This is a genomic window from Pseudoxanthomonas indica, assembly GCF_900167565.1.
In the GTDB taxonomy this organism is placed as follows: domain Bacteria; phylum Pseudomonadota; class Gammaproteobacteria; order Xanthomonadales; family Xanthomonadaceae; genus Pseudoxanthomonas_A; species Pseudoxanthomonas_A indica.
In genome coordinates this window covers 2,124,650-2,149,534 of sequence record NZ_FUZV01000001.1, presented here as the reverse complement: position 1 = coordinate 2,149,534, position 24,885 = coordinate 2,124,650, and the positions used below count along the sequence as shown (strand labels likewise).

Here is a 24,885-nt window from a genome sequence, read left to right as displayed (position 1 = left end):
ACCAGTCGCGATCAGGCCTCGTAGGCCGATTCGCCATGGGAGGTGATGTCCAGGCCTTCGCGTTCGGCTTCCTCAGCCACGCGCAGGCCAAAGACCAGCTTGGCAATCAGGAACGAGACGACCGACACCACGCCAATCCAGACGATGGTGATGCCGACGCCCAGCGCCTGGATGCCGACCTGGGTGGCGATGTCATAGCCCTCGCCCTTCACGCCGCCCAGCGAGGCCGCGCTGAAGACACCGGTCAGGATCGCGCCGATGATGCCGCCCAGGCCATGCACGCCAAACACATCCAGGCTGTCGTCCGCGCCCAGCAGGCGCTTCAGGCCGGTGACGCCCCAGACGCAGATCACGCCGGCCGCCAGGCCGATGACGATCGCGCCGAACGGGCCGACCGTACCGCAGGCCGGGGTGATGCCGACCAGACCGGCCACCGCACCCGAGGCCACGCCCAGCGCGGAGGATTTGCCCTTGGTGAACTTCTCGGTGAGCGCCCAACCCAGGATCGCCGCGGCCGTGGCCAGCAGCGTGTTGAGGAAGGCCAGCGCCGCACCGGCATTGGCTTCCAGGTTGGAGCCGGCGTTGAATCCGAACCAGCCCACCCACAGCAGCGCCGCACCGACGAAGGTCAGCGTGACGTTGTGCGGCTTGAGCGCTTCGCGGCCGAAGCCCACGCGCTTGCCGACGAAGTACGCGCCAACCAGGCCGGCGATACCGGCGTTGATATGCACCACGGTGCCGCCGGCAAAATCCAGCGCGCCCTTCTCGAACAGGAAACCGCCCGCGGCCCACACCATGTGCGCCAGCGGCAGGTAGCCGAAGGTGAACCACAGCACCGAGAACAGCAGCACGGCGGAGAACTTCGCCCGCTCGGCGAAGGCGCCGATGATCAACGCGCCGGTGATGCCGGCAAAGGTGGCCTGGAAACCGACGAACACGTACTCCGGCAAGCTCACGCCTGCGGTGAACGTGGCCGCCAGCGACTCGAGCGTGACGCCCTTGAGCAGCGCCTTGTCGAGGTTGCCGATCCACGGACCTTCACCTGAGAACGCCAGGCTGTAACCGTAGAACACCCACAGGATCACCAGCAGCGAGAACACGGTGATCACCTGGATCAACACCGACAGCACGTTCTTCGAACGCACCATGCCGCCGTAGAACAGGGCCAGGCCCGGCACCACCATCAGCAGCACCAGCAAGGTGGAGGTCAGCATCCACGCCACGTCGCCTTTCTCCACGACCGGCGCCGGTTCTGCCGCAGCGGCTTCGGTGGTGGTGGCGGCGGCTTCGGTCGTCGCTGCGGCTTCGGTGGCCGCAGGCGCCGCAGTGGCGGCGGCATCGCTCGGCACGGCAGCCGTGTCAGTGGCCGGTGTTGCCGCCACTTCGGTGGTGGCCGCTGCCGGTGCGGCGGTAGTGTCCTGCGCGGAAACGCTCAGGGCCACGCCCATCGTCATCACGCCGCACAAGGCAGCCAGGCACAGGGATTGCGCACGGGTCTTCCACCCGTCGAACAGTCGAGTCTTCATTGGGGGCTCCGAGTGTTAGAGCGCGTCTGCGCCGACTTCGCCGGTACGGATGCGGATGACCTGGTCGATGGTGGTCACGAAGATCTTGCCGTCGCCGATCTTGCCGGTGCCGGCCGCCTGCTGGATGGCCTCGATGACGGCCTCCAGTCGCTCGTCGGTGACGACGGTTTCGATCTTGATCTTGGGCAGGAAGTCGACGACGTACTCGGCGCCTCGATACAACTCGGTGTGGCCCTTCTGTCGACCGAAGCCTTTGACTTCGGTGACGGTGATGCCCGACACGCCTGCTTGCGACAAGGACTCTCGTACCTCGTCGAGCTTGAACGGCCGGATGATGGCGGTGATCAGTTTCATGCGCATACCCCGATGGTGGATGGAACCGGCCGGCCTATGCCGGCCGGCGGTTTCAGGACACCCGTGCGCGCAACTCCTGCGTGGCGGACACGTTCTCGGTGCGGATGAACCCATGAACCGCACCCGCGCCCATCGCAAGAATCTGCGAGGGACGAAGGTGACGTGGGAGGGAGCTGCGGTTCATGGATCTCTCCAGGTTTCCCCTGTGGTGCTGTTGTTGCGATCTCCGTGAAGCGAAAGCGCGGCCCACCCGGCTCCCCAGCCGGTGTTGCGTGTGCTGCGTGTGTTGCGGAAGCAGGTGCGGCGATGGCGACGGGTGGGAGGGGTATTCCGTCGCCATCGCCGCGGGAACTCAGTTGGCGTAGTACAGCTGGTATTCCAGCGGATGCGTGGCCGCGCGGAACTTGGTCACTTCCTGCATCTTCAACGCGATGTAGCCATCGATGAAGTCGTCGGTCATCACGCCACCGGCCTTGAGGAATTCGCGATCGGCGTCCAGCGCTTCCAGTGCCTGATCCAGGCTGGAGCAGACCTGCGGGATGTTCTTCTCTTCTTCCGGCGGCAGGTCGTACAGATCCTTGTCGCTCGGTGCGCCCGGGTCGATCTGGTTCTTGATGCCGTCCAGGCCGGCCATCATCAGCGCGGTGAAGGTCAGGTAGCCGGTCTGCAGGGGATCCGGGAAACGGATTTCGATGCGGCGCGCCTTCGGGTTGGACACCCACGGAATGCGGCACGAGGCAGAGCGGTTGCGCGCCGAGTAAGCCAGCATCACCGGCGCCTCGAAGCCCGGCACCAGGCGCTTGTAGCTGTTGGTGCCCGAGTTGGTGAAGGCGTTGATCGCCTTGGCGTGCTTGAAGATGCCGCCGATGTACCACAGCGCCATCTGCGACAGGCCGCCGTAGCCGTCACCGGTGAACAGGTTGACGCCGCCCTTGGCCAGCGACTGGTGCACGTGCATGCCGCTGCCGTTGTCGCCGACGATCGGCTTGGGCATGAAGGTGGCGGTCTTGCCGTTGCGGAAGGCCACGTTCTTGATGATGTACTTCATCGTCAGCAGCTCGTCGGCCTTCTTGACCAGCGAATTGAACTTGGTGCCGATTTCGCACTGGCCGGCGGTGGCCACTTCGTGGTGGTGCACTTCGACTTCGATGCCGACCTGTTCCAGCGTCTTGCACATCTCGGCGCGGATGTCGTGCAGCGTGTCGGCCGGGGCGACCGGGAAGTAACCACCCTTCACGCCCGGACGGTAGCCGCTGTTGCCGCCTTCGTACTTGGTGCCGGTGTTCCAGGCGGCTTCTTCGGATTCGATCTTGAAGAAGGTGTGGCCCATCTCGTTGGCGTAACGGATGGAATCAAAGATGAAGAACTCCGGCTCCGGGCCGAAGAACGCCTGCTCGGCGATGCCGCTGGCCTTGAGGAAGGCTTCGGCGCGCTTGGCGATGCCGCGCGGGCAGCGCGAGTAGCCCTGCATGGTGGCCGGGTCGAGCACGTCGCAGGTCAGCACCACGGTCGGGTCGGCGGTGAACGGGTCGAGGTAGGCCGTGCTCGGATCGGGCAACAGCACCATGTCGGATTCGTTGATGCCCTTCCAGCCCGAGATCGAGCTGCCGTCGAACATCTTGCCGTCCTCGAACAGCGAGGGCTCGACAATGTTGGCCGGGAAGGTGACGTGGTGTTCGACGCCGCGGATGTCCGCGAAGCGCAGATCGACGAACTCGACCTTGTTGTCCTTGATCAGCTTTTCGACATGGTCCGCAGACATCTTGAAACCTCGGTTGTAGGAACGTGGCGGTACTACAGCAATCGCCGTGCCAACTTTCCAACAATCACAAAGCATTGATTTAGTTGAACCTTAGCCTCAATCGGGGGCGTCTTGCGCACTACATCGGGGCATTTTTCCGCCGCCTTGCACTATTGTGGTGCGATACCGCTTTTGCACTATGCTTGCCCGCACCTCCTGCCATTGCGACGCCATGACCGACCTGCTCGCCGCGCTCCTGCTCGGCATCATCGAAGGCCTTACCGAATTCCTGCCCATCTCCAGCACCGGCCACCTGCTCATCGCGCAGCACTGGCTGGGCGCGCGCTCGGACTTCTTCAACATCGTGATCCAGGCCGGCGCCATCCTGTCGGTGACCCTGGTGTTCCGGCAGCGCATCTGGGAACTGGCCACCGGCTGGCGCAATCCGCAGCACCGCGACTACACCTTCAAGTTGATCGTGGCGTTCCTGGTCACTGCCCTGGTCGGCCTGCCGGTGCGGCTGGCGGGCTGGGAGCTGCCTGATTCGGTCACCCCAATCGCCTGGGCGCTGATCATCGGCGGCGTCTGGATGCTGGTGGCCGAACACTTCGCCGAGAAGCGCGGCGATCAACCGCTGGTGACCTGGAAAGTCGCCGTGCTGGTGGGCCTGGCGCAGGTGGTGGCCGGGGTGTTCCCGGGCACCTCGCGATCCGCCGCGGCGATATTCATGGCCATGCTGGCTGGCACCAGCCGACGTTTTTCGGCCACCGAGTTCGTGTTCCTGGTCGGCATCCCCACCATGTTTGCCGCCAGCGGCTATGCCTTCCTGGAGTTGGTGAAAGACGGCGCGGTCGGTTCGGAAGACTGGGGCGCGGTGGCCGTGGCGTTTGCCGCGGCGGTAGCCACCGGCTTCGTGGTGGTGAAGTGGTTGCTGGGCTACATCAAGCAGCATCGCTTCACCGGCTTTGCCCTCTACCGCATCGTCTTTGGCGCGCTGCTGTTGCTGTTGATGCCGGCGGGCAGCTGAACGGGGCAGGGGCGGCCTTCACCCCTTCCTAAGCGTGGCTGCGTTTGCATGGGGAACCGTCAAGGAGGTCTCCATGAAACGACTCGCCTATCTGATCTTGCCGCTCGCACTGATGGCGTGCGGCAAGACCCCCGAACCCACCCCGTTGGCCAGCCCGGAGCCCGCGCCACCGGCCGCCGATGCGCCGACGGCAGCGCCGGCCGCAAGCGTGGATGCCAGCGCCAGCCTGGGCGCCCATCATTGGCAACTTCAGCAAGCCACGACCGCCGCCGGCCAGCGCATCGACGCCCTGTTCGTGCGTGAGGACGCGCCGATTACGCTGGACTTCAGCGACGGCCGCCTGGGCATCAGCAACACCTGCAACCGCATGAGCGGCGCCTATGCGCTGGAAGGTGCGGTGCTGCGCGTGAGTCGTCTGGCCGCCACCATGATGGCCTGCGCCGATGCCACGCTGATGGCGCTGGATCAGGAAGTCGGCAAGCGCCTGGAAGGCAACAGCGGTTTTGTCCTGGAGCAAGGCGCGGAACCCACCTTGAAGTTGACCGCCGCCAATGGCGACGTGCTGACCTTCAAGGGCCAGGCCACGGCCGAAACCCGCTTTGGCGGGCCGGGCGAACGCATGTTCCTGGAAGTCGCCGCCGAAACCAAAGCCTGCAGCCATCCGCTGATTCCGAACAAGCAATGCCTGCAAGTGCGCGAGATCAAGTACGACGACGCTGGCATCAAACAGGACAGCGGCGAGTGGCAGAATTTCTACGATGAGATCGAGGGCTATACCCACGAACGCGGCGTGCGCAACGTCTTGCGGGTGAACCGCTATGAACGCAAGCCGGTGCCAGCCGATGCATCTTCCAATGCCTATGTGCTGGACATGGTAGTGGAAACGGAAAACATGGCGAAATAAGCGGCGGCGCCAAAAGCAAAAGGGCGGTTGCCCGCCCTTTTGCCTGGACAATCGCGGCATCGCTCTCGCCGCCGCGAAGGTTATTTACAGACCGCGGCCAAAACCCACGCCGATGGCCTTGTCCGAACCACTGAACGAAGCACCGATGCTGATATGGCTCTTCTCGCCAATCGGTGCGGCATAACCCGCCGACATGGCCTCGTGCCCGTTCTGAGCGCCGATACCCACCGCCCATGCGCCGTTCGGATTGCCAATGCTGGCGGCCGTGGCATTGGACATCATCTGGGCTTGCGCCATCGACATGGCGCCAATGCGGCTGATGCGGCGATCGGTGCTTTCCAGGCGGCGGTCGACTTCGTTCATCGCCGACCAGACATCGGCCAGCTTGGCATCGGTATAAGCGTTGGCCGAAGACAGCGTCTGCGCATTGCTACGCGTCAGCTGCGCCACATTGACTGCATCGGTACTCGCCTTGCCTTCAGCCACGCCCGTCACCACACGCGGACCGTCGGTGCCGGCGACACTGATTTCCTTGCCACCCGTACCCCCGCCGACGCTGACGTTGCCGGTAGTGGGATCCTGCCTGACACCGCCACCTGCAGCGCTGGCGGTTGCACCTGCCGCAATGTTGGTGACTTCGGTCATGGCGTCACCCACGTTGGTGACCGTCTTGCCGTTGATGTTGTAGGTCGGGCCGGTGATGCTGCCGTCGGCATTGACCTTGGAACCACCGCCCAGCGCCGCTGCCGTGCTGGTGGCCAGACCGTTGAGCTGGCTGCCATTCACCGCTTCCTTGCTCGTGGCACTGACCGCACCGTTGGCCACACCGGTGACGGTTCGATCGCCGTCCTGGCCCTTCAAATTGACCTTGGTCCCGCCCTTGTCCGCAGCCACGTTGATGTCCTTGGTCGCGGCATCCTGCTTGGCCAATCCGACTTCGCCGTTGTTGATCTGGGTGGTCAGATTGGTAATGGCGTTGGTATTGGCGGTGGTACGCGAGTCCAGATTGGTAACCGCATCACCCACGCTGTTCACCGTCTTGCCGTCCACGGTATATGACGGAGCGGTGACGCTGCCGTCGGCATTGACCTTGGAACCGCCGCCCAGCGCAGTGGCCATGCTGTTGGAGGCGCCGTACAGCTGGGCACCGTTGATGGCTTCATCGCTGGTGGCGCTCACCGCACCCTTGCCCATGCCGCTGACCTTGCGGACACCGTCGGTTCCGCCCAGTTTCACTTCGGTGCCCTTCTTGTCGGCCGCCAGGGTGATGACATTAGTCGTGCCATCCTGCTTGGCCAGGCCCGCGGCACCATTCGTAATGCTGGTGCTGAGCGCAGTGACCTGCGTGCTCAGGTTGCTGACGTTGGTATTGGTGGTAAACAGCTGGCTGCCATTGACGGCGTCCTTGCTGGTGGCCGACAGCGTGCCATCGGTCACGCTGGTCAGCTTGCGCGTGGCGCCCGTCTTGTCAGCCATGTCAATTTCGGTGCCGTCGGTGTCTTTGCCCACCGTCAGCTTCTGGCCGGCCGAAGCCTGCTGCACCATGCCGGCCTTGCCGCTGCTCAGATCAGTGCTCAGCTTGTTGACCGTGGTGTTCAACGAGGTGACGTTGTCGTTGGTGGCCTGCAGCTGGCCGCCGTTGACGGCGTCCTTGCTGTCCTTGGCCACGGTGCCGTCGGCGACGCTGGACAACTTGCGGGCGGCGCCGGTCTTGTTCGCCATATCGATTTCAGAGCCGTCGGTGTCCTTGCCGATCGTCAACTTCGCTCCTGCGGTTGATTGCAACACCATGCCCGTGGTTCCGTTCGTCAAAGAGAACAACTGACTGCCATTGACAGCATCGGTGCTCGTTGAAGATATTGCGCCCGTTCCTACACCAGACATCAACACGCCACCTGTGCCAGCCTTCATCGTCAGGTCCTGCGTGCTTGAAGGTGGACGGAAGGTGATGATTCCATTGTCCTGATTGACGACAATGCCGCCGCCCGCATCGGTGTGCAATGCGGACCAATTGCCGTCCGCGGTAGTTGCACCGCCGAAGTTGGGATTACATCCGATCTGATTGTCCAACCCCTTCGCGCCGTAGTCTTGCCTGTCTGCCCCATTCTTTAGGCACAGCACACCACCAGCCTGGGCCTGCGAGCACATGAGCCCGAGAATTACGGCAGATACCAAGGTACGCTGCCTATGACGCGGCTTTTGCGTGACGTATGAATGCGTGGTCGAACTCTGACCGCGCGTTTTGTGCTTTGTAGCCATTGAAGTTGCCCGATATTTGCTGGAGGTATGTGATGCGTCTGGCTCACAATTTTTGCGAGCCGCAGCGATCCTCCAAGCCAACGCATGGCGAAAAAATAGGATTGCTCCTAATTTTCTCGGCCGATACTTCCAGGTGGACGGGCGATCATTTGCTCTTGAAACTTTTGGGTTACCTCTGAGTGCGGGGCAGGCTCATCATCGGCGATTCAGCGAATACCTCCCCATTACCGCTGCCTCACCCAACACATGGGATTCCAACGCCTTCAGCACATCGGCGGCAGTGAATCGTTGCGGCACTTCGATCTTTTCGGTGTCCAGTGCAAACAAACGGAAGTAGTACCGATGCACGCGCTGGTCGTTGAACGGCGGATACGGGCCGTCGTAGCCGTAGTAGTCGCCGCCCATCTGCGCGTCGCCGGCAAACCAGCCGGTGTAGTCATTCAACCCTTGGCGTGATCCTTCTGGCCCGGGTGGGTTCTGCTTCCCCCTGGCAGTGACGCCATCGCTGACGCTACCGGCTTCGATCACGCAGACCTCGGGCGGAATATCGATCATCACCCAATGCACGAAATCCGTGCGCGGCTGATCTTCCGGAATTTCCATATCGTCGCGGCCGACGGTTTCCGGCACCGTCGGTGCATCCGGATCGATGCATAGCAACGCGAAAGAGCGCGTGCTCTCGGGGATACCATCCCAGGACAACTGCGGGTTGCGGTTGGCGGCGAAGCCGTCGGCCTGCCCCATCGCGAATTCCGCCGGAATCGGCTGGCCGTCTTCGAAACTGTTGCTCCAGATACGCATACATCACTCCTTGCTCGAGTTCATTTTGAAGTCGGACCCGCCCCGCGGCGTTGATCACACGCTGACGTGCACCGCCGCGGTTAGACGCTTGCGGTTGCCAGCACCGTGCCCAGCCGATCCGCCACCCAGCGTTCGGCAAAACCGTCGCCCGACGCGTTCTCGATAAAGCCGCAATGCCCGCCCCAGGCCGCAATCTCCAACTGCGCGCAGTCAGGCAAATGCCAATGGGGAAAATCCTCGTACGGGATCACTGGATCATCCTGCGCCATGAGGATATGCGCCGGCACCTGCAGTCCGGCCAGGCGATCGCCGGCAATCGAGTAGCCATTGAAATAGGCCTCCAAGGACTCGAAGCCGGTATGGCGTTCAGTCAGCCAGCGCATCATTCCGCGCATGTCCTGCGCCAGCACGCGGTCGTCGTAGCCATGCCGCTCCGGGAACAGCTCGCGTTTGCGGATCAGCGAGCTGCGCCACTTGCGGCGGAAATACCAGTCGTAAATCTGCAGGCCGTTCTCGATGTATTCCATGGTCTTGAGCGGATCCAGCAGCGGGCACACCGCCGCCACCTTGGCCAATGGCAAGCCGGCCTCGGCCGCGCGCCGCGCCACCCGCAGGGCGAAGTTGCCGCCCAGCGAGTAGCCGGCCAGCACCATCGGCCGCGCCGGATACAGGCGCGCGATGTCGCCGACTGCGTGCACCACTTCGTCCAGGCGATTGGAGTGGAACAGATCTTCGTTGAGATGATGACTGCTGCCGTGGTCGCGAAAGTTGAGCCGGAACACTTCGAAGCCACGCAGCAACAACTGCGCCGCGGTCAGGCGCATGTAACTGGAATCGGCGCTGCCTTCCCAGCCATGCAGCAGCACCGCCAGTCCGCGCGTGGGTTGACCGGGCAGGGCGCTATGAAAACCCTGCAGGCGAATGCCGTCGCCACCGTCCACGATGACCTCGTGGCTCTCGGCGCCCACGCGCGCCAGTGCATGCACGCCACGGCGGCGACGCATCGGGCTGGAGCCCAGCACGGATTGCACATGGGGATTGCGCAGCCAGCGGGGCGGCTGATAGTCGGCAGCGTTCATCGATGGCTACGGGGAGCGGACAGGCCGACTATACCCCCAGCGAACTGGACACGCTGTGCAGCGTGCCCAAGGCATGCCGCCCTCTCGCGAGGAGAGGGCGGCAGCTTGGAACGGGTCCGGGCGCGATCGCCTCAGGCCACGGGCGCGGCGACCGGTGCTTCCACCACGCGCACTTCTTCCACTGCGACAACCGTCGTTTCCACGACCACCGCAGCCCGGCGTTGCGCATCATCCAGCACCACTGCGGCCAGTGCGCGCAGGCGCGCCAGGCGCGTCCACGCCATCGCAGCCACCACGGCCTGCGCGCCAAGCACGGCCAGCAACAGGCCCACACCATTGACACCGGCCACGCGCGTGCGCAGCCAGGCCAGCCCCAGCACCACCGCAAAGCCGATTACGCAGGTCAGCAGATACAGGCCGAGCACGGCAAAGGGACGACGCAGATACAGCATGAGGCTGCGCCACCAGGCGCGGATGACCGATCGCGTGTCGTCACGCACCGCGATGCGTGCACGGGTCAGTTCGATGCCCGCATGCGCCAGCACGAACACGAGCACTGCGGCGATCAACGCCCAGCGCTGGCCACGCTCGGCCACGCTGGCCAGGATCGCTTCGTCGGCATGGCTGGAGGCGATGTTCATCCACCAGGCGCCCAGACCCAGCGCGATGCCCAGCGGCAGCAACGACCAGATCATCAGCCGCAGCTGGCGACCGTATTCGCGCATGCCCTCGCCTGCGATCGTGGCCAGGCGACCGGCCTTGCCCAGGCGGATGCCGGCCAGCATCACCCCGGTCAACCAGGGCATCAGCAGCACGCTGAGCACGCCGCTGACCACGACACCAAAGCCGACGCTGGCGTCCTTGCCCAACACACGGCTCAGATCGACCAGGGCAAAGGCATCCAGCGCCTGCGCATAGGCGGCCGCCCCCACGGTGTTGCTCAACGCGCCATCCAGCGCGCGCCAGACCGGGAAGGCCGCCACCAGCGCGATCAGCCCCAGCGCAACCAGCCACAGCAGCAGCACGCGCCAATGCAGGGCGCCCACCAGCGAGCCACCGAGTGCGCGCCAGAAGCCATAGTTCCGAGTCGTATTCATAGGCTCACCACGAAGGCCTGCACGGCCTGGAAAAGGGCGGCGAAATCAGCGCTCCAGCGACGCGCGGCACTGCCGTCGCCTTCCAGCGTGCGGCTGTCATCGAGCTTGCTGGCGTCGAGGTAGTGCAGCTTGTCCGGATCCAGCTGCGCCGACACGGCACGGCTGTTGCCTTCGAACACGAAGCGCTTCCAAGCGGCGGTGTCATCCCACTTCACCGTCTGGTGGCTGCCATCGGCAAAGGTCACCCGCAGCGTCTGCGGTACCGCCGCGCCCTCGCGGCGCACGGTCACCGTGGTCCGCCAGGGGAAGGGCCCACTGCCGGGCTTGGCCTTGGGATTGGCTTTCTCCCAGGCTTCGCGGCGTGCGCTGATGGTCTTGTCGAGCGCTTCCTGGCCGACGGTCACCTGCTTGCCATTCTGCATCCGCACACCGGCCAGCGGCAGCACTTCGTTGCTGCTCAGGTCGTCAATGCGATCGGCCAGTTTGCGGGTGGCGTAGACCTGTTCGGCGAACGCGCGCTCGACCAGGTCGCGGCGACCGGTCGATACCGCCAGCGATTCGCGCAGATCGGCGATGCTGGGATGGCGGAACTTCCAGGTGGCGTAGTACTCCTTGAACGCCTTCTCGGTCGCCGCCTTGCCCAGTTGCGCTTCCAGATCGCGCATGACGGTGGCGGTGCGCGAGTACACCGCGCCATACGCACTGCTGGAATAGCGACCCCAGGAATTGGCGCCGGTCCCATCGGTGGGCTCGTTGAGCTGCGCGCCAATGCGTTCCAGGCCGAAGTCGCCCAGCTTGGGCGCGATGCCGAGCTTGCGCATCCATTCCGGCGCGAACACGTAGCCGCGATCCAGCTCGCGCAACATGCGCTGGTCCCAGTACTCGTTCAGGCCTTCGTCGAGCATGGGCTCTTCGAACTCGTTCGAAGCCAGGATGCCGTAGAAGTAGCCGTGTCCAAACTCGTGGATGGTGACGAAGTCGAGCAAAAACTCGTTCATGCCACGCGCCGGCACCTTGGCGAAGGAGTCGGCGGTGAAGAAGGTCGGATATTCCATGCCGCCGGCTTCGGTGGCGTTGTACGGCGGGATCACCACCGTCACCGTGCGGTAGGGATACGGACCCAGCGTGTTGGAGAAGTAGGTCAGCGAATCCTGCGTGGCTTTCAGCGCCGGCGCGGCGCTGGCCTGGTACTCGGGCGGATACAGCACGCGGATCTTGACCGGCGGGCTGCCCGGACCGGTCCAGTCACCCACCAGCGGTTCGGCAAAACGCTTGTCCGCAGTCCAGGCGAAATCGTGCACGTCGTGCTGCACGAAGCGGTACTGGCTGCGGCCATTGGCGGTGACGGTCTGGCCCTGCTGTTCACCGGTTGCGCCCACGCGATAATCGCTGGGCACGTCCATGCTGACGTCGTAGCTGCCGAAGTCGGCGTAGAACTCGCTGTGCAGGTGGAATTCGTGCACGTTCCAGCGCGGCGCGGTGGCGCCGCGCTCGCCAGGCAATTCCAGCACGCCGATCTTGGGGAACCATTGGCCCACCAGATGGAAGCTGCCGTAGTAGCCGGTGCGGGCAATCACCCGCGGCAACTGCGCGTCGAAGTCGATGTCCAGCGTGGTGCTGGCCCCCGGCTCCACCGCCTGCGGCAGATCCAGGCGCACCACGGTCATGTCGGTGGACGGGCCGTTGTCCGGTTGCACGAAGGTCTGCGCGACCTTTGCCCCGGCCTGTTCGACCCGGGTCATGTCGATCCAGCCCCACTCGTCGTCCTTCATCTGCACGTCGGAGCGGAAGTCGAAACCCAAGTTGCGCTGCTCGCTGAAGAAGGTGCTACCTTCGTTGCGGAACGCGTTGAGGTACAGATGCAGGTAGACCGATCGCACCGGCTGCGCGCTGCGATTGCGCCAGGTCAGCTGCTGCTGTCCCTTCAGGCGGTGCTTGTCCGGATCCAGGCTGGCCTTGATGGTGTAGGACACCACACGGTCGGACAAGGTGGGCGCATCGTCGCTGCGCGGGCCGCCCCAGGCATCGGCGGCGCTGGGCACGCTGACCGCAGCGGCGTCGGCCGCGGCAAACGGAATATCAGCGACCGCTGTGGTCGTGGCAGGCGCGGTGACGGCGGCGGCGGACGGCGAGGGCGTCGGCACCAACGCCGCCGCCACCGTGACCGTCGCCAGACCACATAGCGCCAGGGCGGAATGTTTCGCCCAGCTTACTGCTCGCATGTTGTCCCCCAAGTTGGCATTCAAGACCGGCGTAGCGCCCGTCTCCCCGCCGGGGACTTTAGCGCATCGCCGCGACGATGCGCTCGCGCGCCAGATCGGCGATGCGGCGCCGACCTTCCACGTCGGTGACGCGGATCGGTTCTAGAAAGCAGATCGCCGCCGTGCGCCCGGGTTCACCCAGCAGGCGAAGGAAATTGGCGGCAAAGTTTTCCCGCGGCCCGAACGCCACCACCGGCTGCGCGCTGGCATGCTCGCCGTAGCGCAAGGCGACCGGTTGCACGGGGACTTCGGCTTCGACCGCGGCCAGGAAGATGCGCGCGTGGAAAGGCCCGACGGCATGCCCGTCGCGGGTGCGCCCTTCCGGGAATACGCCTACCGAATGGCCAGCGCGCAGGCGGGCCAGCATCTCGTGCAGCACGCCGCCCAGCGACTCCTGGCTGCCACGCTGGTGGAAGATGGTCTGGCCACGCTCGGCCAGCCAACCCACCACCGGCCAGCCGCGGATTTCGCGCTTGGCCACGAAGCCCATCATCCGTTGGCTGTGCAGCATCTGGATGTCGACCCAGCTGACATGGTTGGCCACGAACAAGGTCGCGCCGGGCAGCGGCGTGCCTTCGCGATGCAGGGCAAAGCCGAAGATCCACATCAGCCCGGCCGACCATGCCCGTACCACGCGATGCTCGAACGGCTCGCCGCCCACGTCGATGCTGGCCCACAGCGGGACCATCGACAGCAGGGTCAGCGGCAGCAGGACCAGGACATGGATCAGCAGCATCGGCACGCGGTACACATAGCGAAACACACGCGCCACACCGCCGCGTCCGGCGGCATGAATGGGGGTCGGGCTCATGCTGTCACGATACCGGAAGGGAGCAGGGCCGAGAAGCGTCGTGACGCCGTACACTTGAGTATCTTCCTGTCAGCGAAGCACCGACATGGCTTTTCGCCAACCCATCGATCTGGCCGCCATCAACGCGCAAGCGCGCAACAGCCTGGTCGCGCACCTGGGCATCGAGCTGACCGAGGTCGGCGATGACTGGCTGCGCGGGACCATGCCGGTGGATGCGCGCACCCACCAGCCGTTCGGCATTCTGCATGGCGGCGCTTCGGTGGCGCTGGCCGAAACGCTGGGCAGCATGGCCGGCAACCTGACCGTGGACACCGGCAAGGAGATGGTGGTGGGCGTGGAGATCAACGCCAACCACCTGCGCGCCGTGCGTGAGGGCGTGGTCACCGGCACCGCCCGTGCCTTGCACGTGGGACGGACTACGCAGGTGTGGGAGATCCGCATCGAGAACGAGCAAGGCAAGCTGGTCTGCGTCTCGCGCATCACCCTGGCGGTGGTGCCGGTGGCGCGCTGACGCGGGTCCGTGCCGATCAGAGAATCGGCACCAGTCCCGCGCCGAACGCCGTCAACATGCGCGTATACAGCCACTTGGGTCCGATGTTGACCTCGGGAAAATCACCGACGTCGCGGTAACACTTCATGAAAGCGGGGTCGGTGCGCTGTAGCGGCGCCGGGCAGTCGGGCCCCGGCATGAACTCGTAGGTGGTGGCGTAACGCCACGGCCACAGGTCGAACAACGGCAGCGATTCGGAGACCTTGCCCAGGCTGTAGTCCAGGCCCGAGAACAGCGGCGACTTCTGCCGGCGCGCGATGGTCCAGGAATTCTCGGCGCTCATGTCGCGGCGGATGCTGCTGGCCAGCGCCTGTGCGAAGGCCTGGTCGTGGATGATCACCACGCTTTCGGTGTTGTACTTCTCCGACCGCGGATCGAAGTTGTGCGTGCCGATCACGCCGATGCGCCCATCGATGACCATCGACTTGGCATGCAGGCCCATGCGCACGCCGGCGCGCTTCAACGGCACCGGCGAGCTGCCGGCGCCGCTGCTGAAGAACGAAGGACGCGACTCGGTGCGCTGCATCTTGCGGGTGGTCTCGCCTGCGGTGTCGCTGTCCTTGCCCTTGCCCTTGTCATCGCCGCCGCCCGAAGCGCTGGCGCGCGACGAACCGGACGACGGGCCCAGCGAACCCGACGGGCCGATCGGTTTGCCCGACTCCACCGCACCCGGTGGCGGATCCATCGGAGGACCTTCTGGCATCAGGGTGGCGTAATCCACCGGCGCGTCTTCGGGGAACGGCTTGTACTCGTGGATCTCGAAGCCGAACTCGCGCAGATAGCGGCGTTTGTACTTGAACGACATCGAGTAGACGATCGGATTGTCGGTCGCCGCCAGGCTGTTGGTGGAGACAATCACCTTGGGTGCGTCCGCGCGCTCGTGCATGCCGCGGAACATGTCCTGCGCCTCGTCGGACATCACCAGATACGGGGTCTGCAGCAACACCTCGTGCTGGGCAGTGCTGATCAGCGATTCCAGTTGCGGCGCCGAGGGCGCCGCATCGGGACCGTGCTCGCGGCGGTGTTTCTGCGGCAGGTCCGCCACGTACTTCACATCGCTCACCACCAGCGCCGCATCGACCAGGCGTTGCTGGATCAGCACCGGGTCGCTGGCGTCGCGCGACATCGCTTCCACCCGTTGCGGGCGCAGGAAATGCGCCGGCGGCATCGTTGGCACACCGCCTTGCAGCAAGGTGGTGCCGACATCGTTCAGGCGCTCGACCGGCACGCTGCGCTGGGCATTCCAAAAGGCTTCGAAATTGCTGGCCATGGTCTGCGCCACCGGGCCGGCCACCAGCACGTCGCGATCGCGGAAGTTGTATTCGGCGTCCCAGTCGTAATAGTCGTCCTGGTAATTGCGCCCACCGGTGATCCCCACCGCCTGATCGACCAGCAGCAGCTTGGTGTGCATGCGCTGGTTGAAGCGGCGGAAGCAGCAGATGACGCTGCCGGCGTAATCGAAGTAGTTCAGCTTGGCCTTGCCGAAGCTGGGGTTGTAGATGCGCACTTCCAGGTTGCGGTGTGCACCCGACAGGGCGCCGAGGATGCGCAGGTCGGCAATCGCCGAGAGCTGGTCGATCAGCAGCCGCACCCGCACGCCCCGGCGCGCCGCCAGCAGCAGCTCATCCATGATGAAGCGGGCACTGTCGTCCTTGTCGAAGATGTAGGTCTGCAGGTCGATGCTGGAGCGCGCACTGCGCAGCAGGTTCAGCCGCGCCAGCAGCGAGTCCTCGCCGCGATCCAGGATCAGCGCGAAGTGCCTGGGCTCGGCGGGTGTGGAATCGGCCAGCGCGCGCTCGCCCAGATCATGCAGCGGCGATGGCTGGGCGCAGGCGTCGGGCGTCTGGCAATCAATGACCTGCGAACGCGCCTGGGTGGCGATCTGCGCCGCTCGCTCGCGCTGCGCATCGCTCAGGCTGACGCAGGCGGTGGAAGACAGCGCAAGCAGGAGCGCCACGCAACGCGCGGCCCGTCGGGTCCAGAGCGCGATCACTGCCGGGCCCCATCCTGCACACGCGCGCGCAGCAGGAACACCACGCGGTCATTGATGGCCAGCTTCCAGTCGTCCATGTCGTAGTCGCTGCGGCGCACGGTGCCGGTCGCCACCACATCGCAATCCACCGCCGGGCGCGCGCAGGTGGTGGCTTGCACGGTCAGGCTGCGCGGCCGGCTGATGCCGCGGATCGACAGATCCCCATCCAGCTCACCGCCGCTGCGCAGCAATTGCGGCGAATACGGGCGCGAGATGAAGGTCACCACCGGGTAGCGATCGGATTCGAAGAAGTGCGAGCCACGCGCCCATTCGGTATAGCGCGGATAGCCGACGATCTCCACGTCGCGGGTGAACATGCGCAGCTGCACCTGGTGCTGGCCATCCGGCAGCACCCGTACATGACCCTCGTAACGGGGGAAAACGCCTTCCAGGCGCTGGCCCCAGCGCGTGCGCAATTCGAAGCCCAGGCGGGTGTGCGCCGGGTCCAGGATCGCATCACCGCCGGCCCAGGCCGGCACCGCCCACAACAGCCCCAGCGCCAGCGCGCCGAGGCAGCAACGACTGATGCCTGGAATCATGGCCACCAGAATTGGGTGAGGCTGGCGATGCCCGGTTCCAGCGCCGCCTCGGCCGGCAGGCTCAGCACGGCCACGCTGGCCGGCGGCATGCCGCGGAAGTCACCGGACTGGCCGCTGTGCAGCAGGGCGGCCATGCGTTCAAAGCCGGGGTTGTGGCCAACCATCATCAGCCGCTCCACCTCGCGGTGGCGATCGGCCAGATCAATCAAGGTGCCCGGCGTGGCTTCATAGATGTCGTCTTCCAGGCGCTGCTCCACGTAACCGATGGCGGCCAGCACGGCTTCCAGGGTTTCGCGCGAGCGGCGCGCCGGCGAACACAGCACCCGATCCGGCACCAGGCCATGCTCGGCCAGCCAGCGGCCAGCGGCCTCGGCTTCGGCCAGGCCTTGCGGCGACAGCGGGCGATCGAAATCGGTAAGGCCGGCGTTACCCGGCTCGGCATGCGCGTGGCGCAGCAGGATCAGTTCACGCATGTTGGCCTGGCTCCCTGATTAGGCTTTCTTGATCCATTTTAGTAGCGGTTCCCAGTCGGACTGATGATCGCGGACCTGGGCCGAACGGTAGTCGAACAAACTGCGGCCCAACCCGGCCAGCACCACATAGGCCTGGGTATCGCGCAACTGCGCCACCACCGGGTACGGCCAGCTGGACAGCATCTCCACCGCCTGTTGCGAGGCGTTGGTCCAGGGTTTGGTGCGGTTGACCACCAGGCCCACCGGCAACTTGCGCTTGTGCACGCGCGGAATCTTGGCCAGCGTGTTGAGAAAGCCGACGGTGGCGTCGATGTCCATGGCCGAGGGCAACACCGGCACTACCACGGCATCGGCGGCTTCCAGGTACGACTCCAGATCGCCGGCCATGGCGCCGGCGGCGCCGTCGATCACCACCCGATCCGCATCGTCGGGGACCAGCGCGCGCCAGTTGCGCTTGCGTGCGCCATCGATGGGCAGCACCGCGGTTTCCAGTTCGGCGCGGCGTTCGGCCCAGCGCGTGGACGATCCCTGCGGGTCGGCATCCACCAGTACGGTGCGTTTGCCATCCAGAGCAAAGGCTGCCGCCAGATTCGTCGCGATGGTGCTCTTGCCCGCGCCACCCTTGGAGCTGGCGACCAGAATCGTCTTCATGCGCTCACCTCTTTGACCGGGAAGCCGCAGGTTACACCGGACCCGTGAGCTTGGGGCGAACGGGCCGGCCGTCCTCGGGCCTGTGCTCTCCGGCCCCACGCCCGGCTGCCGTGGACGCTCGGGAACGCTGCCTTGCTTTGCTATCTTGGCGCTTCCAAGGACCGGTTGCCCATGAACGAACTGCAGGACCTGACCGCATTGATCCGGGCCAATACCCCGTTGATCGTGATTGAAACGCAGGACGAGGCACGCGTCATCGATTTGTTCCGCCAGTCGCTGTCGCGGGTCTGGCGGGCCCTGTTCCGCTGGTCCGCGACCGAGGGCCTGCGCCGCTTCGACATGGACCGGGAAGATGCCCCGGAGGGGGCGCCCGACGCCAGCGCCGCCCTGCAGGCCATCCGCCAGGCCACCCAGCGCGGGGTCTATGTGCTGCTGGATTTCCATCCCTACCTGGGCTACGCCGGCAGCCAGCGCGCCTTGCGCGATCTGATCCAGCGGCGCCACTGCCTGCCGCATGTGATCGTGCTGGTGGGACACCGGATTGAATTGCCGCCCGAGCTGGAATCGGCGGCGGTGCGCTTCAGTCCCCGCCTGCCCGATGCGACCGCGCTGACCCGGATGCTGCGCGAGGAAGCCGAATCCTACGCCCGCGAAAACAATGGCCGGCGGGTTGAAACCGATGGCGATGCGGTCAAGCAGATCGTGCGCAACCTGCAGGGCCTGAGCCTGTCCGATGCGCAGCGCATCGGTCGCCAGCTGATCCACGCCGACGGCGCGCTCAATGCCGAGGACCTGCCGCAGCTGAACCGGCTCAAGTTCGAGATGCTCAACCGCAGCGGCCACCTGCACTACGAATACGACACCGCGCGCTTTGCCGACGTGGCCGGTGCGCGCCGGCTCAAGCGCTGGATCGAGCAGCGGCGGGCAGCGTTTGCCGGCGATCTGCCGGCGGGCCTGGAGCCGCCCAAGGGCGTGCTGCTGCTGGGCGTGCAGGGCTGCGGCAAGTCGATGCTGGCCAAGGCCATCGCCGGTGGCTTCGGCGTGCCGCTGTTACGCATGGACTTCGGCACCCTGTACGACAAGTACCACGGCGAGACCGAGAAGAACCTGCGCGCGGCGCTGGCTTCGGCCGAGCAGCTGGCGCCGTGCGTGCTGTGGATCGACGAGATCGAGAAGGGCATCGCCAGCGGCGGCGAAGACGGCGGCACCTCGCGTCGGGTGCTGGGTTACGTGCTGACCTGGATGGCCGAGCGCACCTCGTCGGTATTCCTGGTGGCCACCGCCAACCAGGTGCAGGAATTGCCGGCCGAGCTGCTGCGCAAGGGACGCTTCGACGAAATCTTCTTCGTCGACTTGCCGGACGCCGATACGCGGGTGGATATTTTCCATGTGCACCTGGCCCGCCGCGGCCTGAAGCCCGATGACTTCCAGCTGCCGGCGCTGGCGGCGGCCAGCGAGGGATTCTCCGGCGCGGAAATCGAACAGGCGATCGTGGCCGCGCTCTACACCGCGCATGGCGAGCAGAAGCCGCTGGATACCGGGCTGGTGATGCAGGAGATCCGCGGTACCCGACCGCTCTCGGTGATCATGGCCGAGCAGGTCAGGGCATTGCGCGACTGGGCCAGCGATCGGACCGTGCCGGCGGACTGACTCGCCGGCGTCGGTGCACCGCCCCCATGGGCGGGCTGATCACGCGGCGATGTGCTTGAGCAGCCAGCTCCAGGCCGGCAAGGTGATCAGGCAGAACAGGATGCCGTAGCCAATCAAGGCCGCGGCCAGGCGCGGCGCCAGGCCATGGGCAATGGCCAGGGCGCCGGCGGTGATCATGGTCGGCATGGCCGACTCCAGCACGTTGGCCTGCAACATCGCACCGTCCATGCCGAAGGCCCAGGACAGCGGCAGGGCCAGTGCCGGCATCACCACCAGCTTGAGCAGCAGGCCGGTGCCGAGCGGTCGGATCTCGTCGCGCGGCAGGCGCAACTTGATCGACAGGCCCACCGCCAGCATCACCAGCGGCAGCAGCGCGTCGGAAAGTTTGAGCAGCGCCGCGCCAATCCACTCGGGCGGGGTCTCCGGCATCACGGTCAAACCGATCACCAGCGCCCAGATCGGCGGGAAGCGCACGATGCGCCCGGCGATGACCTTGATCGTCGGCGGTTCATCACCGCCGTATTTGGCCAGCACGTACAGCCCGTAGGTGGACAGCAGGACGAAGGTGCCGAACTGGTCGTAGACCACTGCGTAGGGCAATGCATGTTCGCCCAGCAGCGCGCGCACCATGGGGTAGCCGACGAAGCTGCTGTTGCACAGGCCCACGCAGATCAGCAGCACGGCGTGTTCGTCGCGGCGGAACTTCATCCAGCGGCTGGCCAAGCTGACCAGGGCCACGGTGGCCACCGCCAGCAACCAGGGCGTGGCCGCCAGCCCCAGCAGACTGGCATCCATGTGCAGGCGCGGCACGTAGGTGAGCACTGCGGCCGGCAGGCAGACGTACAGCACGACCTGGTTCAACACCTGGGCCGCGTTGTCGGGCAGCACCCGCAGGCGTGCGAACAGCACGCCGAGGGCGAGCATCGTCAGGATCAGGGCGAAGGCGTCGAAAGCCATGACGACAGACTAGTGCGCGCGGGCCGGCTTGCCCATCAGACCTTGCTGGTCGCGTCGCAGGCGGCGCTGTCGCAGGCCAACGCGCTGTGGCGCGCGCCACGCTCCATCTGCATGCTGATCACCGTCAGGCCCAGGCCGACCGCGGTGATGATCGCCGCCGCCACGCCCAGCACCGGATAGGCCGCGCCCTGCGCGAGCAGGCTGGCGCCAATCCATGCACCGCCGGCATTGCCCAGGTTGAACGCGCTTTGATTGAGGGTGGACGCCAGCAAGGGCGCCTCGCGCGCAGACTGCACCGAGCGCGCCTGCAGGCCGGGACCGCCGACAAAACCGATGAGGCCGATCAGGAACACGCCTGCCACCGCCACGCCGGTGTGGTGCATGCCGGCCGCGAACAGCAGGAAGAACAACGACAGCGCGGCCAGCGCGATCATCAGCGCCGGCATCAGCTTCCAGTCGGCCAGCTTGCCACCGAGCAGGGTGCCCACGGTCGCGCCCAGGCCGAACAGCACCAGCACAGAGCCGACCGAATGCGGCGACAGGCCGGCGTAGTCGGTCAGCAGCGGCACGATGAAGGTGAACACCGCAAACACGCCGCCAAAGCCGAACACGGTCATGCCCAGCGCCAGCAACACCTGCGGTTCGCGTAGCACGCGCAGTTCGCGGCCCAGTCGCGGCGGGCTCAGATCGTGCAGGCGCGGCACGCCGCGGGCCAGCGCCAGCAAGGCCAGCACCCCCAGCACCACCACCGCCCAGAACGTCGCGCGCCAGCCCAGCGCCTGGCCCAGCCAGGTGCCCGCCGGCACGCCCAAAATGTTGGCCACGGTCAGGCCGGTGAACATCAAGGCGATCGCTTGAGCGCGTTTGCCGGGCGCCGCGACATGCCCGGCCACCACCGCGCCGGCGCCGAAGAACGAGCCATGCGCGAGCGCGGCGATCACCCGCGCCACCATCAGCCACTCATAGTTGGGCGCCAACGCGCACAGCAGGTTGCCCAGCACGAACACACCCATCAACACCAGCAACACCGTCTTGCGCGGCAGGCGCGCGGTGGCCATGGCCAGCAGCGGCCCGCCCAGCACCACGCCCAGTGCATAGCCGGAGACAAGCATGCCGGCCGATGGAATCGAGACGCCCAGGTCGCTGGCCATCTGCGGCAGCAGGCCCATCACCACGAACTCGGTGGTGCCAATGGCAAATGCGCTCACGGCAAGCGCAAGGAGGGGAAGTCGCATTGAAGTTCCTGGGGGAACGCCCCGAAAGGGCCGGGGCCCGGGGCGGAAACAACGGACCGGATGCGGCCCGTAGGGAATTGTGCGCCGCAGCAATGAGCTCGACAAGCCTACCAATTGCATACACAGCATTGCGCTGGCGCGACGCCGTCTCCCGCGGCGTCGACATCGGCGCATGCAGGGCAGGCTTTATCATGTGCGCATGTCGATACCGGACTTCCCCCACGAAAACGCCAACCTGAGCCTGCCCGGCCCGGTCGGCGAACTCGAACTCTCGGTCGAATGGCCGGACGAACCGACCCAGGCCGGCGCCTTCACCGCGATCATCTGCCACCCGCTGCCCACCGAGGGCGGCACCATGCACAACAAAGTGGTGGTGATGACGGCGCGCAGCCTGCGCGAGTTGGGTGCGGTCACCGTACGCTTCAACTTTCGCGGCACCGGCGGCTCGGCCGGCCACTTCGATCAGGGCGTGGGCGAGTCCGCGGATCTGCAGGCCGTGGTGGACTGGGTGCGATCGCACCGACCGGGTCCGATCTGGCTGGCCGGTTTCAGCTTCGGCGCCTACGTCGCACTGCGCAGCTGCCAGGCCATTCAGCCCGAGGCGATGATCTCGATCGCGCCGCCAGTGGGTCGCTGGGATTTCGACGCCATTAGCCTGCCCACCTGCCCCTGGCTGGTGATCCAGGGCGAGCAGGACGAGATTGTCGATCCGCAGGCGGTCTATCGCTGGATCGATGCACTCGAGGATCCGCCGGAACTGATCCGCATGTCCGACACCAGCCATTTCTTCCATCGCAAGCTGATGGACCTGCGTGGCGCCATCAAGCACGCGATGAAAGCCTTCGTGCCGGCCGCATGATGGCCGCCGATGGCGACACCCCGACTCCGTTGACGCCCTCGCAGGCCTATGCGCGCGGCGTGGCCGAGGGCCATTGGCGCGACGATCCGGCCCAGCACGAAGCCCTGCGCGAACTGGACCGCATCCATCTGGCGCTGCTGGAAGAACGCGAGGACGGCTGGCTGGATCGGCTGTCCTCGTTCTGGAAGAAGCCCGAGCCGATCAAGGGCCTGTACCTGTGGGGCGGCGTCGGCCGCGGCAAGACGTTCCTGATCGATCTGTTCTACGACGGCCTGCCGCTGGAGGCGTTCCACCCGGATCAGGCCGGTGGCCGCGACGGCAAGTACCGCACCCACTTCCACCGCTTCATGCGCGGCGTGCATGAGCAGTTGCGCGAGCACGCCGGTCACGCCGATCCGCTGGCCCGGGTGGCGCAGGACTGGCGCGAGCGCCTGCGCGTGCTGGTGCTGGACGAGTTCTTCGTCACCGACATCGGCGATGCCATGTTGCTGGGCCGCCTGCTGGAGCGCTTGATCGCCGAAGGCGTGACCCTGGTGACCAGCTCCAACACCGCACCGAAGAACCTGTACAAGGACGGCCTGCAACGCGACAGCTTCCTGCCGGCGATCGCGCTGTTGCAGAAGTACTGCGTGGAAGTGCATGCGGTGGGCGCGGAAGACTACCGCCTGCGCGCGCTGACCCGTTCGCCGGTCTATCGCGCACCGCTGGATGCGCAGTCGGATGCGTGGTTGAACGAACGCTGGAACGAACTCAGCCCCGGCAGCAGCTGCCGCGACGGCAACATCGTCATCGATCACCGCAAGGTGCCGGTGCGCGGGCGCGGCAAGGGCATTGTCTGGTTCGACTTCGCCGGGATCTGCGAAGGACCGCGTGGCACCACCGACTACATCGAGGTGGCGCGCGAATTCCATACGGTGCTGCTGGGCGGCATCCCGCGCTTCGATGCAATGAACGAGGACGCCGCGCGGCGCTTCGTCAACCTGATCGACGAGCTCTACGATCGCCACGTCAACCTGGTCTGCACCGCCGATGCCGCGCCGGTGGCGCTCTACAGCGGGCACCGATTGCAGGGCGCATTCGAGCGCACCGCCTCGCGGCTGATCGAAATGCAGAGCGCCGACTACCTGGCCAGCCAGCACAAGGCCTGAGGAATCAGGTCTGAGGATTCAAGCCTCGATCTGCGCGGTGGTGGCCGGACCGGCGGGGCCACCCGACGCGTTGGGCTCACCCGCTGGACGCATCATCTGCCGCCACGCCGCCAGCATCGCGCCGGCCAGCACCGGGGTGAGCACGGCCAGCAGGCCCAGCTGCCAGATCGTCACCGCCACGGTCGGTCCTGCGACCAGCTGCAATACCGCCGCGACAATCAGCGAAGCAAAGGTCACCGCGAAAATCGTCAGGCCGGTCAGCAGGTAGAACACCAGCATCGCCGACCAGTTGCGCAGGCAGGCGCGCAGGCTGTCGGCCATCGCGGTAAAGGCATCAGCGCCACTGAACAGAATTTGCGGCGCGGCGATGAAGGTCATCCATTTGATCGCCACGAAGGTCACGACCACCAACAGCAGCCACAGCAGCAGTCGTCCCGCCGGCAGGCTGGCGATCAGCGCCGGATCGGCCTGGCCACCGGCGGCGGCGATCGCCTGCAGCTTTTCAAACACCTCCAGCAGGTGGTTGATTTCGTCCATGCCGATCATCAGCAACAGCAGCAGGCCCAGCGCCAGCGAGGCCACGATCTGCGGCAGCAGCGTGGCGATCAGCGCGCGCGCATGGCCATCGCGGATAGGCTGCAGCAGATCGCGCGGATGCACGGGACGGCCGGCATCGACTTCGCGCACCGCCCACACCATGGCGGCAAAGAACAGCGGACCGGCCAGGACCAGCACGAACTGCGCCGCGTAGAACAGCGCCGTCACCCCGGTCATGGCTACCAGCACCACCAGCAGGGTCGAGGCCAGACCCCAGACGATCGGCAGCAGGCCCAGGGCGATCGGCGCCTTGCGCAGCAGAGCGAATCCAGCCAGCAGCCATTCCGCGCCGGCACTGGCCGGCACCTTGTTGATCGTGCTCATCGAAAATCCG

The 24,885-nt window shown here is 65.8% G+C and carries 22 protein-coding genes and 1 pseudogene; 6 read left to right on the top strand and 17 right to left on the bottom strand.

The annotated features are described in order from the left end of the window. Positions 1–11: 11 nt before the first annotated feature. The 3 genes from B5X78_RS09865 to glnA form a co-directional block, all read right to left on the bottom strand. Positions 12–1,526, bottom strand: coding sequence for an ammonium transporter (locus B5X78_RS09865; protein ID WP_079724223.1), 1,515 nt, complete (start codon positions 1,524–1,526; stop codon positions 12–14). 15 nt (positions 1,527–1,541) lie between these two features. Further along, a complete protein-coding gene (locus B5X78_RS09860; protein WP_055941078.1) occupies positions 1,542–1,880 on the bottom strand; it encodes a P-II family nitrogen regulator in 339 nt (112 codons plus the stop codon). A gap of 352 nt (positions 1,881–2,232) precedes the next feature. After that, on the bottom strand, positions 2,233–3,642 hold the full coding sequence (glnA, locus tag B5X78_RS09855) for a type I glutamate--ammonia ligase (RefSeq protein ID WP_079724222.1): 1,410 nt from the start codon (positions 3,640–3,642) through the stop codon (positions 2,233–2,235). A 211-nt stretch (positions 3,643–3,853) separates the two neighbouring features. Here glnA and B5X78_RS09850 point away from each other — a divergent pair, with 211 nt between their 5' ends. Together B5X78_RS09850 and B5X78_RS09845 are read left to right on the top strand one after the other, a co-directional pair. Beyond that, a complete protein-coding gene (locus B5X78_RS09850; protein WP_079724221.1) occupies positions 3,854–4,648 on the top strand; it encodes an undecaprenyl-diphosphate phosphatase in 795 nt (264 codons plus the stop codon). Positions 4,649–4,721: 73 nt separating this feature from the next. Beyond that, positions 4,722–5,552, top strand: a complete 831-nt coding sequence (locus B5X78_RS09845) for an META and DUF4377 domain-containing protein (protein ID WP_079724220.1) — start codon at positions 4,722–4,724, stop codon at positions 5,550–5,552. An 84-nt stretch (positions 5,553–5,636) separates the two neighbouring features. On the opposite strand, the gene B5X78_RS09840 is transcribed toward B5X78_RS09845, so the two are convergent. From B5X78_RS09840 to B5X78_RS09815, 7 genes and pseudogenes are all read right to left on the bottom strand, one after another. Continuing rightward, positions 5,637–7,313 (bottom strand): hypothetical protein, encoded by a 1,677-nt coding sequence (locus B5X78_RS09840; RefSeq protein ID WP_229730901.1) that lies wholly within the window; start codon positions 7,311–7,313, stop codon positions 5,637–5,639. A 42-nt stretch (positions 7,314–7,355) separates the two neighbouring features. Then, positions 7,356–7,436: pseudogene (locus B5X78_RS18900) on the bottom strand (hypothetical protein); the annotation flags it as partial. Between the two features lie 570 nt (positions 7,437–8,006). Beyond that, positions 8,007–8,612 carry a YbhB/YbcL family Raf kinase inhibitor-like protein gene (locus B5X78_RS09835; RefSeq protein WP_079724218.1) on the bottom strand — a complete coding sequence of 202 codons (606 nt, stop codon included), beginning with the start codon at positions 8,610–8,612 and terminating at the stop codon, positions 8,007–8,009. Positions 8,613–8,692: 80 nt separating this feature from the next. Further along, positions 8,693–9,691, bottom strand: a complete 999-nt coding sequence (locus tag B5X78_RS09830) for a YheT family hydrolase (RefSeq protein ID WP_079724217.1) — start codon at positions 9,689–9,691, stop codon at positions 8,693–8,695. A 131-nt stretch (positions 9,692–9,822) separates the two neighbouring features. Continuing rightward, positions 9,823–10,788 (bottom strand): hypothetical protein, encoded by a 966-nt coding sequence (locus tag B5X78_RS09825; RefSeq protein WP_079724216.1) that lies wholly within the window; start codon positions 10,786–10,788, stop codon positions 9,823–9,825. Continuing rightward, positions 10,785–13,010, bottom strand: coding sequence for a M1 family metallopeptidase (locus B5X78_RS09820; protein WP_229730899.1), 2,226 nt, complete (start codon positions 13,008–13,010; stop codon positions 10,785–10,787). Before B5X78_RS09820 ends, B5X78_RS09825 begins: the two co-directional genes overlap by 4 nt. 58 nt (positions 13,011–13,068) lie before the next feature. Continuing rightward, positions 13,069–13,860 (bottom strand): lysophospholipid acyltransferase family protein, encoded by a 792-nt coding sequence (locus B5X78_RS09815; protein WP_079724214.1) that lies wholly within the window; start codon positions 13,858–13,860, stop codon positions 13,069–13,071. Between the two features lie 85 nt (positions 13,861–13,945). Here B5X78_RS09815 and B5X78_RS09810 point away from each other — a divergent pair, with 85 nt between their 5' ends. Next, positions 13,946–14,371, top strand: a complete 426-nt coding sequence (locus tag B5X78_RS09810; RefSeq protein ID WP_079724213.1) for a hotdog fold thioesterase — start codon at positions 13,946–13,948, stop codon at positions 14,369–14,371. A 16-nt stretch (positions 14,372–14,387) separates the two neighbouring features. On the opposite strand, the gene B5X78_RS09805 is transcribed toward B5X78_RS09810, so the two are convergent. From B5X78_RS09805 to B5X78_RS09790, 4 genes are read right to left on the bottom strand one after another with little or no spacing between them, the layout of a single operon-like run. Beyond that, on the bottom strand, positions 14,388–16,403 hold the full coding sequence (locus tag B5X78_RS09805) for a phospholipase D family protein (protein WP_425478702.1): 2,016 nt from the start codon (positions 16,401–16,403) through the stop codon (positions 14,388–14,390). After that, positions 16,400–16,981 (bottom strand): YceI family protein, encoded by a 582-nt coding sequence (locus tag B5X78_RS09800; RefSeq protein ID WP_079724211.1) that lies wholly within the window; start codon positions 16,979–16,981, stop codon positions 16,400–16,402. Before B5X78_RS09800 ends, B5X78_RS09805 begins: the two co-directional genes overlap by 4 nt. Continuing rightward, positions 16,978–17,454, bottom strand: a complete 477-nt coding sequence (locus tag B5X78_RS09795) for a SixA phosphatase family protein (RefSeq protein ID WP_079724210.1) — start codon at positions 17,452–17,454, stop codon at positions 16,978–16,980. Before B5X78_RS09795 ends, B5X78_RS09800 begins: the two co-directional genes overlap by 4 nt. 18 nt (positions 17,455–17,472) lie before the next feature. After that, the gene (locus B5X78_RS09790; protein ID WP_079724209.1) at positions 17,473–18,105 is read right to left on the bottom strand and encodes a ParA family protein; all 633 of its coding nucleotides are present in this window, start codon (positions 18,103–18,105) and stop codon (positions 17,473–17,475) included. Positions 18,106–18,276: 171 nt separating this feature from the next. Here B5X78_RS09790 and B5X78_RS09785 point away from each other — a divergent pair, with 171 nt between their 5' ends. After that, positions 18,277–19,755 (top strand): AAA family ATPase, encoded by a 1,479-nt coding sequence (locus B5X78_RS09785; RefSeq protein WP_079724208.1) that lies wholly within the window; start codon positions 18,277–18,279, stop codon positions 19,753–19,755. A gap of 39 nt (positions 19,756–19,794) precedes the next feature. On the opposite strand, the gene B5X78_RS09780 is transcribed toward B5X78_RS09785, so the two are convergent. Both B5X78_RS09780 and B5X78_RS09775 read right to left on the bottom strand, forming a co-directional pair. Next, entirely contained in the window at positions 19,795–20,712 is a 918-nt protein-coding gene (locus tag B5X78_RS09780; RefSeq protein WP_079724207.1) for an AEC family transporter, read from the bottom strand. A gap of 35 nt (positions 20,713–20,747) precedes the next feature. Next, positions 20,748–21,947, bottom strand: coding sequence for an MFS transporter (locus tag B5X78_RS09775; RefSeq protein WP_079724206.1), 1,200 nt, complete (start codon positions 21,945–21,947; stop codon positions 20,748–20,750). Positions 21,948–22,146: 199 nt separating this feature from the next. On the opposite strand from B5X78_RS09775, the gene B5X78_RS09770 reads away from it, so the two are divergent. Beyond that, on the top strand, positions 22,147–22,806 hold the full coding sequence (locus B5X78_RS09770; protein WP_079724205.1) for an alpha/beta hydrolase: 660 nt from the start codon (positions 22,147–22,149) through the stop codon (positions 22,804–22,806). Continuing rightward, positions 22,806–23,954: a cell division protein ZapE gene (gene zapE, locus B5X78_RS09765; RefSeq protein WP_079724496.1), complete on the top strand. Its 1,149-nt coding sequence runs from the start codon at positions 22,806–22,808 to the stop codon at positions 23,952–23,954. Before B5X78_RS09770 ends, zapE begins: the two co-directional genes overlap by 1 nt. An 18-nt stretch (positions 23,955–23,972) precedes the next feature. On the opposite strand, the gene B5X78_RS09760 is transcribed toward zapE, so the two are convergent. Continuing rightward, entirely contained in the window at positions 23,973–24,875 is a 903-nt protein-coding gene (locus B5X78_RS09760; RefSeq protein ID WP_079724204.1) for a BPSS1780 family membrane protein, read from the bottom strand. Between the last annotated feature and the right edge of the window lie 10 nt (positions 24,876–24,885).